This is a genomic window from Paenibacillus lautus NBRC 15380, from assembly GCF_004000945.1.
GTDB lineage: Bacteria > Bacillota > Bacilli > Paenibacillales > Paenibacillaceae > Paenibacillus_AQ > Paenibacillus_AQ lautus.
The window spans coordinates 284,486-298,483 of record NZ_BIMF01000006.1 but is presented as its reverse complement, the minus strand read 5'-3'; the positions used below and the strand labels follow the sequence as shown (position 1 = coordinate 298,483).

The 13,998-nt window shown below is 50.7% G+C and carries 12 protein-coding genes; 6 read left to right on the top strand and 6 right to left on the bottom strand.

Annotated features, from left to right (window positions below; all coding sequences use genetic code 11):
* Positions 1–5: 5 nt before the first annotated feature.
* From PLA01S_RS14150 to PLA01S_RS14135, 4 genes are all read left to right on the top strand, one after another.
* Positions 6–2,006 (top strand): DHH family phosphoesterase, encoded by a 2,001-nt coding sequence (locus PLA01S_RS14150; protein ID WP_100541316.1) that lies wholly within the window; start codon positions 6–8, stop codon positions 2,004–2,006.
* Entirely contained in the window at positions 2,003–2,446 is a 444-nt protein-coding gene (gene rplI, locus PLA01S_RS14145; protein ID WP_071219349.1) for a 50S ribosomal protein L9, read from the top strand. Before PLA01S_RS14150 ends, rplI begins: the two co-directional genes overlap by 4 nt.
* A gap of 1 nt (position 2,447) precedes the next feature.
* Complete coding sequence (gene dnaB / locus PLA01S_RS14140) at positions 2,448–3,812, top strand: replicative DNA helicase (protein WP_071219350.1); 1,365 nt, start codon at positions 2,448–2,450, stop codon at positions 3,810–3,812.
* Positions 3,813–4,164: 352 nt separating this feature from the next.
* On the top strand, positions 4,165–5,454 hold the full coding sequence (locus tag PLA01S_RS14135; protein WP_127592764.1) for an adenylosuccinate synthase: 1,290 nt from the start codon (positions 4,165–4,167) through the stop codon (positions 5,452–5,454).
* A gap of 429 nt (positions 5,455–5,883) precedes the next feature.
* Here PLA01S_RS14135 and PLA01S_RS14130 read toward each other — a convergent pair whose 3' ends face one another.
* The 4 genes from PLA01S_RS14130 to PLA01S_RS14115 all read right to left on the bottom strand — a co-directional run bounded on the left by PLA01S_RS14130 (position 5,884) and on the right by PLA01S_RS14115 (position 9,860).
* Positions 5,884–6,582, bottom strand: coding sequence for an ABC transporter ATP-binding protein (locus PLA01S_RS14130; protein ID WP_127592763.1), 699 nt, complete (start codon positions 6,580–6,582; stop codon positions 5,884–5,886).
* Positions 6,582–7,682: an ABC transporter permease gene (locus tag PLA01S_RS14125; RefSeq protein WP_127592762.1), complete on the bottom strand. Its 1,101-nt coding sequence runs from the start codon at positions 7,680–7,682 to the stop codon at positions 6,582–6,584. Before PLA01S_RS14125 ends, PLA01S_RS14130 begins: the two co-directional genes overlap by 1 nt.
* 121 nt (positions 7,683–7,803) lie before the next feature.
* A complete protein-coding gene (locus tag PLA01S_RS14120; protein ID WP_127592761.1) occupies positions 7,804–9,186 on the bottom strand; it encodes a sensor histidine kinase in 1,383 nt (460 codons plus the stop codon).
* The gene (locus PLA01S_RS14115; protein ID WP_127592760.1) at positions 9,183–9,860 is read right to left on the bottom strand and encodes a response regulator transcription factor; all 678 of its coding nucleotides are present in this window, start codon (positions 9,858–9,860) and stop codon (positions 9,183–9,185) included. Before PLA01S_RS14115 ends, PLA01S_RS14120 begins: the two co-directional genes overlap by 4 nt.
* A gap of 253 nt (positions 9,861–10,113) precedes the next feature.
* On the opposite strand from PLA01S_RS14115, the gene PLA01S_RS14110 reads away from it, so the two are divergent.
* Both PLA01S_RS14110 and PLA01S_RS14105 read left to right on the top strand, forming a co-directional pair.
* The gene (locus PLA01S_RS14110) at positions 10,114–10,800 is read left to right on the top strand and encodes a hypothetical protein (protein ID WP_127592759.1); all 687 of its coding nucleotides are present in this window, start codon (positions 10,114–10,116) and stop codon (positions 10,798–10,800) included.
* Between the two features lie 272 nt (positions 10,801–11,072).
* On the top strand, positions 11,073–12,641 hold the full coding sequence (locus PLA01S_RS14105) for a peptidoglycan DD-metalloendopeptidase family protein (RefSeq protein ID WP_127592758.1): 1,569 nt from the start codon (positions 11,073–11,075) through the stop codon (positions 12,639–12,641).
* 230 nt (positions 12,642–12,871) lie between these two features.
* Here the strand turns inward: PLA01S_RS14105 and PLA01S_RS14100 are convergent, their stop codons facing one another.
* Positions 12,872–13,150, bottom strand: coding sequence for a hypothetical protein (locus PLA01S_RS14100; protein ID WP_127592757.1), 279 nt, complete (start codon positions 13,148–13,150; stop codon positions 12,872–12,874).
* A 91-nt stretch (positions 13,151–13,241) separates the two neighbouring features.
* Positions 13,242–13,541, bottom strand: a complete 300-nt coding sequence (locus PLA01S_RS14095) for a hypothetical protein (RefSeq protein WP_127592756.1) — start codon at positions 13,539–13,541, stop codon at positions 13,242–13,244.
* Positions 13,542–13,998 lie beyond the last annotated feature (457 nt).

Below are 13,998 nucleotides of genomic sequence, written 5' to 3'. Positions count from 1 at the left end.
GAGTCATGCCTAAATTTCTGCAGAAGCGCTGGCACGGCTATCATACCGTCTGGGCGTTTGCGCTGGTGCTTCTGCTTGTTATTTTTCTGTCGTTCTACAATACCATTCTGGGGCTGGTCGGGCTGCTGCTTGCGGTGGTAGGCGGCTATGCGATGCTGAAGACGGAGATGAAATTCCGCCGCGAACTGGTGGATTACATTGGAGATCTGTCATTTCGAATTCAGCGGGTCGAGGGCGAAGCGGTCAGCGTGCTGCCATTTGGCATTGTGCTGTACAGCGAGGACAAGACAGTGGAGTGGCATAACCAATTCGTGGTCAATATGTTTCCGCATCAGTCGTTGGTCGGCGTATCCTTACAGGAGTTGTTTCCCCAATTGGTTGTCGCGATAAGGGAAGCTCAAGAGAAGAAGGATAACAAGGAGAAGCTGCCGAAAGAAATTCGTCTGGAGATCTCCCACGAGGATAAGTTCTATGGAGCAACGGTCATTCCGGATGAGCGTCTGATCTATCTGGATGAGATTACCGAGCTGGCCGTGCTGAGGCAGCGGTATGAGGATGAGCGATTGGCCTTGGGCATTATCATGATGGATAACATCGATGAGGCCTCGCAGGGGATGGATGATCAACAGCGGACGGCATTGATTGCAAAGGTAACCAGTGAGATCACCGATTGGGCGCGTGAATTTAACGTCTATTTGCGGAGACTTTCCTCAGACCGCTATTTGATGATGCTGAACCACAGGTCGCTCGATGCGCTGGAGAACAGCCGTTTTCTCATCTTGGATGAGGTCCGGGAGATGACGGCGGATCTGAAGGTACCGTTAACGCTAAGCGTTGGTCTTGCCTTCGGTTCAGACGACATCACGGAGCTGGGGCAGCTGGCCCAATCCAGTTTGGATATGGCGCTGGGCCGCGGCGGAGATCAGGCGGCTGTCAAAGCAGGTCAGAGGCTCTCCTTCTATGGCGGTAAATCCAATGCCGTGGAGAAACGAACGCGCGTAAGAGCACGCGTCATCTCCCATGCGCTGCGTGATTTGATGCAGGAGAGCGACAAAGTGATCATTATGGGCCATAAGCTGCCGGATATGGACGTGGTCGGCGCTGCAATCGGCGTGCTGAAAGCAGCCCAGATGTATAAAGTGGAGGCTTATATCGTGATGGAGGGAATGAATCCGTCCATTTCGAGGCTTATGGAAGAGGTCCGGAAGGACGAAGCCTTGATGAACCGATTCATCTCCACCGAACAAGCGATGCAGATGATGACAGAGCATACACTGCTCGTTGTTGTTGATACGCATAAAGCCTCCATGACGATGGAGCCGCGGCTGGTTCATCGTGCAAGCCGGGTCGTTGTGATGGATCATCATCGGCGCGGGGAAGAGTTTATTAACGATGCAGTGCTGATCTATCTTGAACCTTATGCCTCTTCAACCTGCGAGCTGGTTACGGAGGTGCTGCAGTATATTCACGAACGGGTATCCCTTACGCCGGTTGAGGCGACGGCCTTATTGGCGGGGATCACGGTGGACACCAAGCATTTTGCCCTCCACACGGGATCGAGAACGTTTGAGGCTGCCGGTTTCCTGCGGCGTCACGGAGCCGATACGATGATGATTCAGCGGGTGCTCAAGGAAGATCTGACAGAATTTATAGCGAAGGCAGAAATCGTGAAACATGCTAAAATGGTATATGACCATATCGCCATTGCGGTATCGAAGAGCGGGGAGCCTATGCCGCAGCTATTGATCGCTCAAGTAGCGGATATGCTGCTGAATATGACGGATGTGCAGGCATCGTTTGTTATTAGCGAACGCACAGACGGCAAGATTGGCATTAGCGCCCGCTCTATGGGCAAGATGAATGTTCAGATGATTATGGAACGTCTCGGGGGAGGCGGACATTTAACGAACGCCGCAGTACAACTGGATACGACGCCTGAGAAAGCCGAGGAGAAGTTGATGGAAGTGCTGAAGGACATCGAAGCGAAAGAGGGGTTATTTGAATGAAAGTCATTTTCATAAAAGATATGAAGGGTCAAGGCAAGAAAGGCGAAGTGAAGGAAGTTTCGGAAGGATACGCAACGAACTTCCTGATTCCGCGGGGAGTCGCTCGTCCGGCAACAGACGGCAACATGAAGACGCTGGAGCAGCAGCAGGCTTCCGAGGAGAAGCGCAAGGCTCAGGAGAAGGAAGAGGCGCAGGCGCTCGGCAAAAAGCTGGAAGAGATGACGGTTGTCCTGAAAGCTAAAGCTGGAGAGGGCGGCCGTTTGTTCGGGGCCATCACCAGCAAACAAATTGCTGAAGCTCTGGCAGGACAGAAGATCAAAATCGACAAACGCAAAATTGAACTTAGCGATCCGATCCGCAGTCTGGGTGTTACCCAGATTCCGGTGAAGCTGCACCCTGACGTCAAGGCGACGCTCAAGGTTCAAATTACGGAGGAGTAATATGGGAGGAGAACTCTATTTCGATCGGGTCCCCCCGCAGAACCTTGAGGCAGAGCAGGCGGTGCTGGGTGCCATTCTGCTGCAAAGTGAAGCGCTGATTACAGCGATGGAGCGGGTGCAGGCCGAGGACTTCTACGACAAAACGCATCAGATGATCTATGAAGTTATGGTGCAGCTCGGGGAAGGCAATCAACCGATCGATCTGGTGACCCTTACATCTCTCCTGCAAGATAAAGGGCAGCTGGAAGAGGTCGGAGGCGTCAGCTATTTAGCCAAGCTGGCTCATGCGGTCCCGACGGCTGCGAACGTGGATTATTACGCCCAGATCATCGAAGAGAAATCGATGCTGCGGCGGTTGATTCGAACCGCAACACAAATTGTCAGTGAAGGATATACCGGAGGGGAAGATGTATCCGGTATGCTCAGCGAGGCGGAGCGCCGCATTCTCGAAATTTCCAATCGACGCACAGGCAGCGGATTTATTGCGATCCGCGATGTGCTGATGGAAGTGTTCGAGAAGGTGGAGGTTCTCCATCAGAACCGGGGGAATACAACGGGAATTCCATCGGGTTTTGTGGACTTGGACAAAATGACAAGCGGATTCCAGCGCAACGACTTGATCATCGTAGCTGCCCGTCCTTCCGTAGGTAAAACCGCATTTGCCTTGAATATTGCCCAGAACGTGGCGATTCGTGCCAAGGAAACCGTAGCTATCTTCAGTCTGGAGATGTCGGCGCCGCAGCTCGTACAGCGTATGATCTGTGCTGAGGCTAACCTGGATGCCGGCGTCATGCGTAACGGGGATTTCAAAGGTGATGAGGATTGGTCCAAGCTTACGATGGGCATTGCCGCTCTGTCGGAAGCCGAGATCTACATTGATGATACACCGGGCGTAACGGTTGCCGATATTCGTGCGAAGTGTCGTCGGCTGAAGAAGGAGAAGGGGCTCGGGATGATCCTGATCGATTACCTCCAGCTCATTCATGGACGCGGCAAGGCCGGGGAGAACCGGCAGCAGGAGGTATCCGAGATCTCGCGTACGCTTAAACAAATCGCCCGTGAGCTCGAAGTGCCGGTTATTGCGCTGTCACAGCTCAGCCGGGGCGTGGAGCAGCGTCAGGATAAGCGTCCGATGATGAGTGACCTTCGGGAATCCGGTTCGATCGAGCAGGATGCCGATATCGTTGCGTTCTTATACCGGGATGATTATTACAATCAGGAAACCGAGAAGAAGAACATCATCGAGATCATCATTGCCAAACAGCGTAATGGTCCTGTAGGTACGGTGGAACTGGTCTTCTTGAAGAACTTTAATAAATTCGTCAATTACGAGCGAACGCATGCCGACGCCTTCGCTGCTGGATGACGACGATACAGATTAGCCGCGATTCTATGGTGTCTTAACGAAATACGAGGCTTCTTTAACAAAGTTCGAAAGATCAGGCAGATACCTGCCGCTGGCTGTAAGTTAAGGGCATTTCTTATGGCGGTTCCCCGAATAATGCAACAATCATTCGATAATCTCGTCCTAATTCCGAACAATCGTACACACTGATGTGCGATTGTTCGTTTTTGTATTTGACTTTAAAAATGGGGACTGTTACACTGGTATTGCTGCTTTAGTGCAGTGGGGTTGAATTTTAATCATCATGTAGAGGTTATTTCATCAGTGTTTCGCGAAATATTAAGGGTGTAACAGCCCGGGCGGAGGAATGAATATGTCAACGGTAGTCGTTGTGGGAACACAATGGGGAGATGAAGGGAAAGGGAAAATCACGGATTATTTGGCGGAAAGCGCTGACGTGGTAGCCCGTTACCAAGGCGGCAACAATGCCGGCCACACCATTCTGATTGACGGTAAAAAATTCAAGCTTAGCTTGATTCCATCCGGAGTATTCTATAAAAATAAAACCTGTGTGATCGGAAACGGTATGGTCGTTAACCCGGCTGCACTTATTGAAGAGATTAATTATATTCATGATAACGGGTTCAGCACGGATAATCTGGTAATCAGTGATCGTGCTCATGTTATCATGCCTTATCATATGGTATTGGATGCTCTGGAAGAGGACCGCAAAGGTCCGAACAAAATCGGTACGACCCGCAAGGGAATTGGCCCTTGCTACATGGATAAAGCGGCACGTAACGGCATCCGGATCGCAGATCTGATGGATGCGGATGAGTTCGAGCTGAGGCTTCGCCATATGGTGAAGGAGAAGAACCAAGTGATTACCCAGGTATATGGCGGGGAAGCGCTCGATGTTGAAGAGATTCTGACGCAATACCTGGAGTATGCCGAAATTATTCGTAAATATGTGCGTGACACTTCCGTCGTCCTGAACGATGCGATTGATGAGAATCAAAAAGTATTGTTCGAAGGCGCGCAGGGCGTCATGCTGGACATCGACCAAGGTACGTATCCGTTCGTAACCTCCTCGAATCCTTCTGCCGGCGGTGTATGTATCGGTTCCGGTGTAGGACCATCGAAGATTCAGCAGGTGATCGGTGTGGCTAAATCCTACACGACGCGTGTAGGGGATGGACCTTTCCCGACGGAGCTGGACAATGAAATCGGTGAGTACATTCGCGAAAAAGGACATGAGTACGGCACGGTAACCGGACGTGCTCGCCGCGTAGGCTGGTTCGATAGCGTAGTTGTACGCCATGCCCGCCGCGTAAGCGGAATTACCGGCTTGTCCCTGAACTCGCTGGATGTGCTGAGCGGTCTTGAGACCGTTAAAATCTGTACCGCATATAAATTCCGCGGTGAGGAGATTACGCACTACCCGGCCAGCTTGAAAATGCTTGCTGAATGCGAAGCAATCTATGAAGAGCTGCCAGGCTGGAACGAAGACATTACCGGAGCAAAAACGCTGGAGGATCTGCCGGAGAACACCCGTCGCTATGTCGAGCGCGTATCCGAGCTGACCGGCATTCCGATTGCCATCTTCTCTGTTGGCCGCAACCGGGAGCAGACGAATCAAGTGCTTCCGATTTACGAGAAATAAATCAGAGTTGGACCAAGAATAGAGAGACTAGAAGTTCAACGATTAGATAAGTCTATGAACCTGCCGATGATATTGTCGGCAGGTTTTCTTTTTGATAAAGAAAAAGAAGGTGGAGATCAGAACGTATCATGAGATAACATTGATACCCTAAAGGTGGAAGAATTTGTCCCTCCATTTGAAGAATATTATCCCTTAGTCGATGGCCCATCCACCCTATAATGGAGAGAGACATAGAGGACAGCACGCTGATATTTTGGAATTGGGGCTAAAGGCAGCGGGTATATGCAGTCAGATCAACGTAGGGGGGACAGAAGCCATACGAATCCAATGAGGCGTATGGCCTTCTTGAGAGCTGGAGAGGTACACGATCCAGCATAATAAAAACCGGATTCATCTACAGGTTGCTAGGATGAATCCGGTTTTTTCATTCTATAGCAGAGTGGGAGATCGCTGTTCGGATAACTTGCCATCCTCGATATAGATGATCCGATCACATAGATCGAGCATGCGCTTGTCATGCGTGACCATGACGGCGGCTTTCTGGCGCAGCTTAACCTCATCGGCGAGCATTTGAACAACGGTTCGGCCGCGCTCCGAATCCAGACTTGCGGTTGGCTCGTCTGCCAGAATGAGCTCCGGATTGTTCATCCATGCCCGGGCAATGGCAACACGCTGCCGTTCGCCGCCTGATAAGCTCTCAGGGTAATGAAACCTGCGGTGCGATAAGCCCAGCCGATGAAGCAGATCATCCGCTCGCTGCTGCGGCTCCTGGCCGTGCTGTCCTGCCAGCTTGGCAATCAAGAGGAGCTGATCGCGGACAGCCAGATAAGGAATCAGATTGGAGGATTGAAAGACAAATCCGATATGGTTCAGCCGCAGTGCATTCAATTTTTTGGCGGATAGCCTTGTAACCTCCTGATCACCCATCCATATTCTTCCGCGGGTAGGGGATAGAAGTGCCCCTGCAATGGAGAGAAAGGTGCTTTTGCCGGAGCCGGAAGGTCCGACAACCGCGACAAATTCCCCGCTTTTAATATCCAGTGATATGTTGTCGAGCACGTTAACTGTTGTATCCCCATCGCCGAATTCTTTGCTTACCTGATCCAATAACAGCTTGGATGATTTCATTATACAGCCCTCCCGATAGCTTCGATTGCATCGATCTTGATGACGCGATAAAGCGACAATAGCGATCCCATCAGGGATACCGCCAGGAATATCAATGAACAGAGCATGACAACCGAAGGGGGTAATGAAAACGGCACGATACCGGACAACAGGAGCGATACTCCATAAGTCAGGCCAATGCTGATTGCAAGACTGACGATGGTAAGGGTAAGGACTTGAAAGATCAGATTCCTCACCAAATAGCCGGTTCCAGCTCCAATGGCCTTCAGGACGCCGAACTGATTTATTTTTTGAATCGTGATGACGTAGAAGAACACGGCGAGCACGAAGGCCGCGATCACAAACAAGAACACAATCATCATGACGAGAGAACCCTGTTCCTCTTGAAAACCGGGAATCCCCTGCAGGGCTTCGTCTTTCGTGATAATCTCGATGCCGGATACGTCCCGGGCCAAGGCTTCTTTTTGTTCCGGATTGCCATTCAAAGCAATTGCACTATAGATGGGCTCTTGCTTCGCACTCCTTGGCTGAAGAGCTTTCCACCCTTCAAAATTCATATGAATAACCGGCGCATGACTGAAGGATTGTCCCTCCGTAAATGCAGCAATCGTAAACGTGGCGCCTGTAGCCTGATCCACGATCCGGTCGCCCAGCCGGTACCCGTCGTCCTTCAGGGAGCGGTCGGCCATGACATGGTCCGAATCCGTATTGTTAATCATGGTACCTTCAACAACCTTGGGAGCCAACATGCTCTCCACATCGATGGCAAAAAAAGCCGCATCGAATTTCGCCGTGGAGCCTTCTTTGGTCAACGTGTTCATGTGTACCCCCAGCGGGGTAGACTTGTTCCCACCTGGGTGGCTCTGCACTTCAGTCCGGATCTCCTCGGTAAGAATGGAACGATTGATCCGGTGATCGGATTCTTCTTGAAGCACCAGATAGTCCGCCTTCATATTTTGTATGGAAGAGGCGTTATCGGACGAGAGTCCCTGGGCCAATCCCGTTACGAACAGGACGAGCCAGGCAACCAGTACCATAATGAAGCCAATCAGCAGATAGCGCAGCTTCGCATGTCGAAGTTCGCGCAGTGCAAGAAACATATTTTTTCATCTCCATTCAAGTAATAAAGCAGCGTAGTATCCCTTGTATATATCTTTGCGGGATATGCCCCAAGTATAGGAATGGAATATGAACAGAGCATGAACTTGAGATAAGACTTTATTACACGATGGGGAGGATAACCTTGAAGGTCGTTCCTTTTCCAGGCTGACTCGTGACTTCAATACGTCCGCCATGCAGCTCCACAATCCTCCGGGTAATGGATAAACCCAATCCGCTGCTGCCCTCGGAGCGGTCACGAGCCTCATCCACACGGTAAAACCGGTTGAAGATGTGGGGGAGATGCTCTTGTGGGATGCCAATGCCCGTATCGGAGATTTCGACGCTGCATTGATTATTGTTTTGTTCGATAACGCGTAACGAGATGACACCCTCAGGCGCGGTGAATTTAATGCTGTTGGTGATAAGATTCGTCCATACCTGATGCAGCAGCTGCTGATCACCGTAGACATAGGTTGACGGAAGCGACATATCGATGGTCAAATCTTTGCTGCGCCAGCTCCATTCGGTGTGGAACAGCACCTGCTTGATTTGCTCGGCCACATCGAAAGTGGACTTATCCAGAAGGTTCTCTTCCTTATCCAGGGACGCCAGCATAAGCAGCTGTTTGCTGAGCTGGGACATCCGGCGGCTCTCCGCCTCAATGATCGATAAGTAATGCTGCTGCTGTTCCTCGGACAAGCGCTTGGTTTGCAGCGTCTGCGAGAAGCCCTGAATGGAGGCAAGCGGTGACTGGATTTCATGCGACACATTGGATACAAACTCCTGGCGCATCTGTTCCAATTGCGCTAGTCCTTTGGCCATCTGGGAAAAATGTTCCGCGAGCTGTCCCAGCTCATCCCGCCGGGTGACATTCAGCTCAATGTTATATTGACCCTGCGCTACGCTCTGGGTAGCCTCGGTTAACTTTACAATCGGTTTCACGATATAACGCGTAATGATGCCAACAAGCAGGATGCTCAGCAGGATGGCAATGGCCATGATGATCGAGAAGAAGATGCGCATCTCCCCGAACTGGACGGTAATATCGGGCCTGATGAAGAGTGCGTGCGGGCTGCCGTCGACCTGTAAGGGAATGCCAATGGAGTTGCTTAGCACATTGTCGAAAAAGCCGGTAATGAACAGCTCCGACGGAAACTCCGCGATGCCATGGTACACCTTCCCGTTCAGCACTTGCCGCACCGTTTCGGGCAAGAGGTCCCGTTCACGGAACATGCCGCCATAGAACCACTCCCTGCCTTGATCGTTCACCAAATAGAATTGGTAACCGAGCTGTCCGATGTGATGGAGATAATCGTGGATGTCCATCTCCGGGTGGCTGTCATAGAAGTCTCCGATATCCTTGGCCATGGTGGTGACCTTCTGGTCATTAAAGGGCTTGAGATTGTATTGGTAGTACAGATTAGACAGCACAAAAGCAATCAAGCTGCTGATCACCATGATGGCGATGGTGGTGAGGACGATGCGCGAATAGAGGGTTCTCACTGCGGCGCCGCCTCCAATTTATACCCTATGCCCCGGATGGTTCGTATCTGGAAATCGCCACTTCGGTCCGCGAAGCGTTCCCGCAGCCGTTTGATATGGACGTCAACGGTCCGGTCATCTCCGTCAAAATCCGTTCCCCAGATGAGCTGAATCAGCTCCTCGCGGGAGAACGTCCGGTCCGGATAACTCGCAAGCTGGGAGAGCAGCTCAAATTCCTTCATCGGCAGCATCAGTACCTTCCCGTGTCCTTGGACTTCGTAGCTTTTGCGGTCAATGGTGGTTTCGTTCAGACGGATCTTGTCCGCGCTGACCATCTGATACCGCCGCAAAAGCGCCTTGATTCGAAACAGCAGCTCTCTTGGTTCAAATGGTTTGGTTAAGTAGTCATCCGTGCCAACGGCATATCCCTTTTCCTTATCCACGAGCTGATCCTTGGCCGTCAGCAGAATGACGGGAACATCATAGTAACGCCGGATTTCGTCGCAGAGCTGATAACCGTCCTTGTTCGGCATCATAACATCCACGACAGCCAGATGAACTTGTTCCTCTGCCAAGCGAGCAGAAGCTTCTTCCCCATCAGCAGCAGTAAACACCGTGTATCCTTCGGTTTGAAGATGATATTGCAGCAGTTCCCGAATATGCGCGTCGTCATCCGCGATTAATATATGAATCATTGCTAGATTGACCTCCTTCATATGCAGTTCCGATTGACTATATATGTATCATAAATTCCCGTATGCGGTCGATTGTACTCTCTATAGCACGGGAGTAGTGTGGCCTAAAACCAACCGAATCATGAAATATATCAGATGGAAGTAGAAAAAAAGAGGGAAAAGGGATTGAAGCGATTTCGAACCGTCAATACTGGAAAAAGAAAGAAATTATTGTCATGTCATTTCACCATGCATGAGATAGGAGGAAATTCGTATGAAGTGGACGAAATGGCTGCTGAAAATCAGCCTGACCGCCATCCTGGTGAGCACGCTCACGATTGTGACAACAGGCATCGTGGTCAATGCCTATATTCAATCGGTGTTGTCCAGTTTTAACATTCAGCTGGAGACGGAGCCGATGGGGGTTGGAGGTATTGTGAAGTCGATGTTCGGTATGGGCTCCGGTACAAAGTCGGATGTCGACAGCGTGAACGCCGCAAAGGATAACAACCAAGCAGAAGATAAGGATGCCGCGTCCGATGAAGAGGCACCGGGGGCCGGCTCGGATGGTAATGGAGGGGCACAAGAGGACAACGAGGCGAATTCGAACCCGGCGGGAACGACGGATGAGTCACCAGCAGATGAAGAGGCACCGGATAATTCCTTGCCGGTGATGGGCACGAACACGACAGAGTTGCCTGACGAGTCCTCCCTGGAAGATCAAGAGATTGTCATGACACCAGGAGAAATTGTCGATCGGAAGGACAGTTTGCCAACACAGGAGAAGGAAGAGATTTTTACCATGCTGATGAATAAGCTGCCCCAATCGGAAATGCAGAAGATCTCCGAGGCGATGGAGGACGGACTGACCGCAGCGGAACTTGCGGACATCGAGCAGGGCATATCCAAATATTTGAATGCAGAGGAATTCGATAAACTGATCACCATGCTCAAAGAATAACGGTATGATGGCGTTCAGGCCTGTTCTGTCACTGTTTTGTCACTGACTTGCTATGGTTATATATTGGGAAAAATGAGGAAACCCGCGCTGGACGCGGGTTTTTCGCTGTTTTCGTAAACTTGAAATGATTGTAAAGGCTATGTTAAAGTATACGAAGATCGAAAAGGTTAAAATTTTGATACCTTTTGACAGGTTGTGTCATATTCAATGCTAAGTCAGCAAGTTCAAATGAACAGATTCTTACATATGAACAAGGCTTAAAGGAGAGAGACATGAAAGGTTCTAAGGGGAAACGGTGGATGGATAGCATCTTGCGTAAGCAAGCAGCCGATCATTCTGCCCACAACAACAACTCGAATCGTGAGCCCTCGGAGCCGTCGAATCCACAAAAACGGGGATGGACTTCGCCGCGCAGGTGGATTTGGATTTCGGCAGGGGCATTGCTCATAGCAGGATCGATATATACGGGCGGAAAAGCGTATGTGAACGCAAATACGATTCCGTTCTATCATGTGTATGTAGATGGAAAAGCGATTGGCACCATTCAAGATGATGCCCAGCTTGATCAGCTGCTTAAAGAGAAGCAGAAGGAATATCAAAAAGAGTACCCAGATGTACTTATGGTGCTCAATACCGACGGCATTACAACCAAAGCTGACCGTTCCTATAAACCGGAGGTGAACAGCGAGGAGACACTCCATAAGCTGGATAACCTGCTGAAGGCATATGCCCGCGGCGTGGAGCTGAAGGTGAACGGCAAGACGGTGGCGATCGTGAAAGATCAGCAGACGGCCAAGGCTGCCGTCGAAGCAGCCAAGCTGAAGTTCGCTCCGGCGGCTGCCCAGAAGGAGAAGACGCAGAGGGTCGCTTTCACGAAGACGTCGGCATCGGCATCGAGCAAGAAGAGCGGTGACGGAAGCGGGCTCCAGTCCGTGGACATTAAAGAGAACATCTCGCTGGCCAACACGAAGGCTGACCCGAACAAGGTGCTGGACGTGGAGGAAGCGGTGAAGGTGCTTACGGGCACGAAGGACAAGCCGGTGGTGTACACGGTGAAAGAGGGGGATACGATCTCTTCCATCGCACAGCATTTCGGTATGAAGTCTGCTGACGTTATGGCGCTGAATCCCGGGCTGGAGGAGAAATACGTTCAGATCGGGGCCGAGCTGCAAGTAACGAAGCCGGAAGCGCCGCTGACGGTAAGAACGGTAGAGACGGTGTCGGAGAAGCAGCCAAGCAAGCCGGAAACGATTGTCCGCAAGAGCAGCGAGCTTCCACTTGGGAAACGAAAGGTCGTTCGTCCCGGACGGGATGGCGTCAAAACCGTGGATTATATCGTAACCAAAGAGAACGGGCAGGTTATCTCCAAGCAATGGACGGGCCAACAGGTGGTTCAGGAATCGCTGCCGGAAGTGGTGTACAAAGGCACCAAGGTAACGCCTAAGAAAAAAGCAGTAACGGTGACCCAGAAATCCGGCGGCAGCATGTTCGCATGGCCGGTCAGCGGCGCGCGGATTACGAGCCCCTACGGTCATCGCTGGGGAAGAAGCCATGAGGGCGTCGATCTGGTTGGCGGCAGCACGATTATGGCAGCGGCCTCGGGAAGAGTGGTCTTCGCCGGTCAGCAGAGCGGTTACGGCAACGTCGTCATTGTCGATCATGGCAATGGATATCGCACCCTGTATGGGCATATGAGCAAGATTTCCGTGAGCAACGGACAATCGGTTGGACAAGGCTCCAAGCTGGGCGTCATGGGCAATACGGGCCGTTCTACTGGAACTCATCTCCATTTCGAAGTGCAAAAAAATGGAGTTGCCCAAAATCCGATGAATTATCTGTAGTTCTGTGTTATACTAGGTAAACCAATGCGACATAAGCCATTATTGGTTCATATATCATAATAGTGAAGATGGCCGCTCCTTAACGGGGGCGGCCATCTTTGCGTCTTGGCGATGGGGATGTGGGACAGAACGGGAAATATCTTTCCAGCCGCTGTTGTCCGCCCTTTGTCTGAATTGAATTTAATGAGGGAACAAAGGGCTCCCAAAGGCGTCTTCCAAGATATTTTCCCTTATCTGTCGATTCCATCCCTGTATTTTGGCCAAGCAGCGAAGCGGGTGGCCGCCCCCTGAATCGGGGCGGCCGTTGAGGAGGCGGTGGTGTGGGTGGGGCAGAACGGGAAATAGTCTGCAGTGGAGGCGCAAGTGCTGTCCTTCTCCGTCGCTGTTGAATTCGGAAAATTGGAATGTAGCTTAAGATGAGATTTTCCGAATTCAAAGGCGATCGCTGCCGCTCTCCGAATGACACCACTTGCTGCAGACGAAGGTATTCCCTTATCTGTCGATTCCATCCCCGGCACTCCAGCTAAGCCGCGCAGGGAGTGGCCGCCCCCTGAATCGGGGCGGCCGTTGGAGGCGGTGTGGGTGGGGCATCAAGAAGTATTATTCTCTTTTGGAGGCGTAGACTAGAAGATTAACCAACGACAGTACTGCTACTACAATAAACATCATAAAGGAAACAGCGTCACCACCGATTCCTAATTCATCCGAAAGAATACCTATTTGATAGGTCAGATAAGCGGATACTGCCAAACTGATAAGTGCAATTATTGCGATTGTAAAACCATTGATCATTGTATGACGATTCTTCCGAAGAATCATGAGGAGCAATGAGATGATTAGAACGATGATAAACAGAATATATATGGGTCTAAAGTTAATAAAGATATTTGTACTTTCCATATAACCCCTCCCTGTTAATTATTTGATTAAGCTCTTGATCGTAACGTAAATAAAACGGACGAAACTCCCTTTAAAAGGGCAACCCCATTCCATCATAATCCAGAAAAGTTATGAATTTCAACCAGTGTGCAAGGTTTTAAAAGAGCACGCTCTTATCGCACACATTAAAGCGAAGGGAGTTCTTTCTCTTACGCCTAATCTCTTATTCATTCATATTAACGTCAATGTGGCACCCCCTGAATAGGGTCATCTGTTAGGACCTGTGGGTGTGTAGCGGCGGCAGGTGTGGTAAAATGGGAAGAAGACCGTTTAAGTGTGAGTTCAAAAAGTCAAACTTTCAGCACCGAGAAGGTTGGATGAAGCTAGGGATTGAGGAGCGGAGCGTACGTTTTGGGTACGTGAGCACCGGAAAGCCCGGCTGAATTCAAGATTCGATGTCGAATGGCTACCGGTGCTA

Bases quoted from the DNA above. Each gene is read 5' to 3' on its own strand.
- PLA01S_RS14150 (WP_100541316.1), top strand. From the start codon at position 6: ATGCCTAAATTTCTGCAGAAGCGCTGGCACGGCTATCATACCGTCTGG.
- rplI (WP_071219349.1), top strand. From the start codon at position 2,003: ATGAAAGTCATTTTCATAAAAGATATGAAGGGTCAAGGCAAGAAAGGC.
- dnaB (WP_071219350.1), top strand. From the start codon at position 2,448: ATGGGAGGAGAACTCTATTTCGATCGGGTCCCCCCGCAGAACCTTGAG.
- PLA01S_RS14135 (WP_127592764.1), top strand. From the start codon at position 4,165: ATGTCAACGGTAGTCGTTGTGGGAACACAATGGGGAGATGAAGGGAAA.
- PLA01S_RS14130 (WP_127592763.1), bottom strand. From the start codon at position 6,582: ATGAAATCATCCAAGCTGTTATTGGATCAGGTAAGCAAAGAATTCGGC.
- PLA01S_RS14125 (WP_127592762.1), bottom strand. From the start codon at position 7,682: ATGTTTCTTGCACTGCGCGAACTTCGACATGCGAAGCTGCGCTATCTG.
- PLA01S_RS14115 (WP_127592760.1), bottom strand. From the start codon at position 9,860: ATGATTCATATATTAATCGCGGATGACGACGCGCATATTCGGGAACTG.
- PLA01S_RS14110 (WP_127592759.1), top strand. From the start codon at position 10,114: ATGAAGTGGACGAAATGGCTGCTGAAAATCAGCCTGACCGCCATCCTG.
- PLA01S_RS14105 (WP_127592758.1), top strand. From the start codon at position 11,073: ATGAAAGGTTCTAAGGGGAAACGGTGGATGGATAGCATCTTGCGTAAG.
- PLA01S_RS14100 (WP_127592757.1), bottom strand. From the start codon at position 13,150: ATGGAATCGACAGATAAGGGAATACCTTCGTCTGCAGCAAGTGGTGTC.
- PLA01S_RS14095 (WP_127592756.1), bottom strand. From the start codon at position 13,541: ATGGAAAGTACAAATATCTTTATTAACTTTAGACCCATATATATTCTG.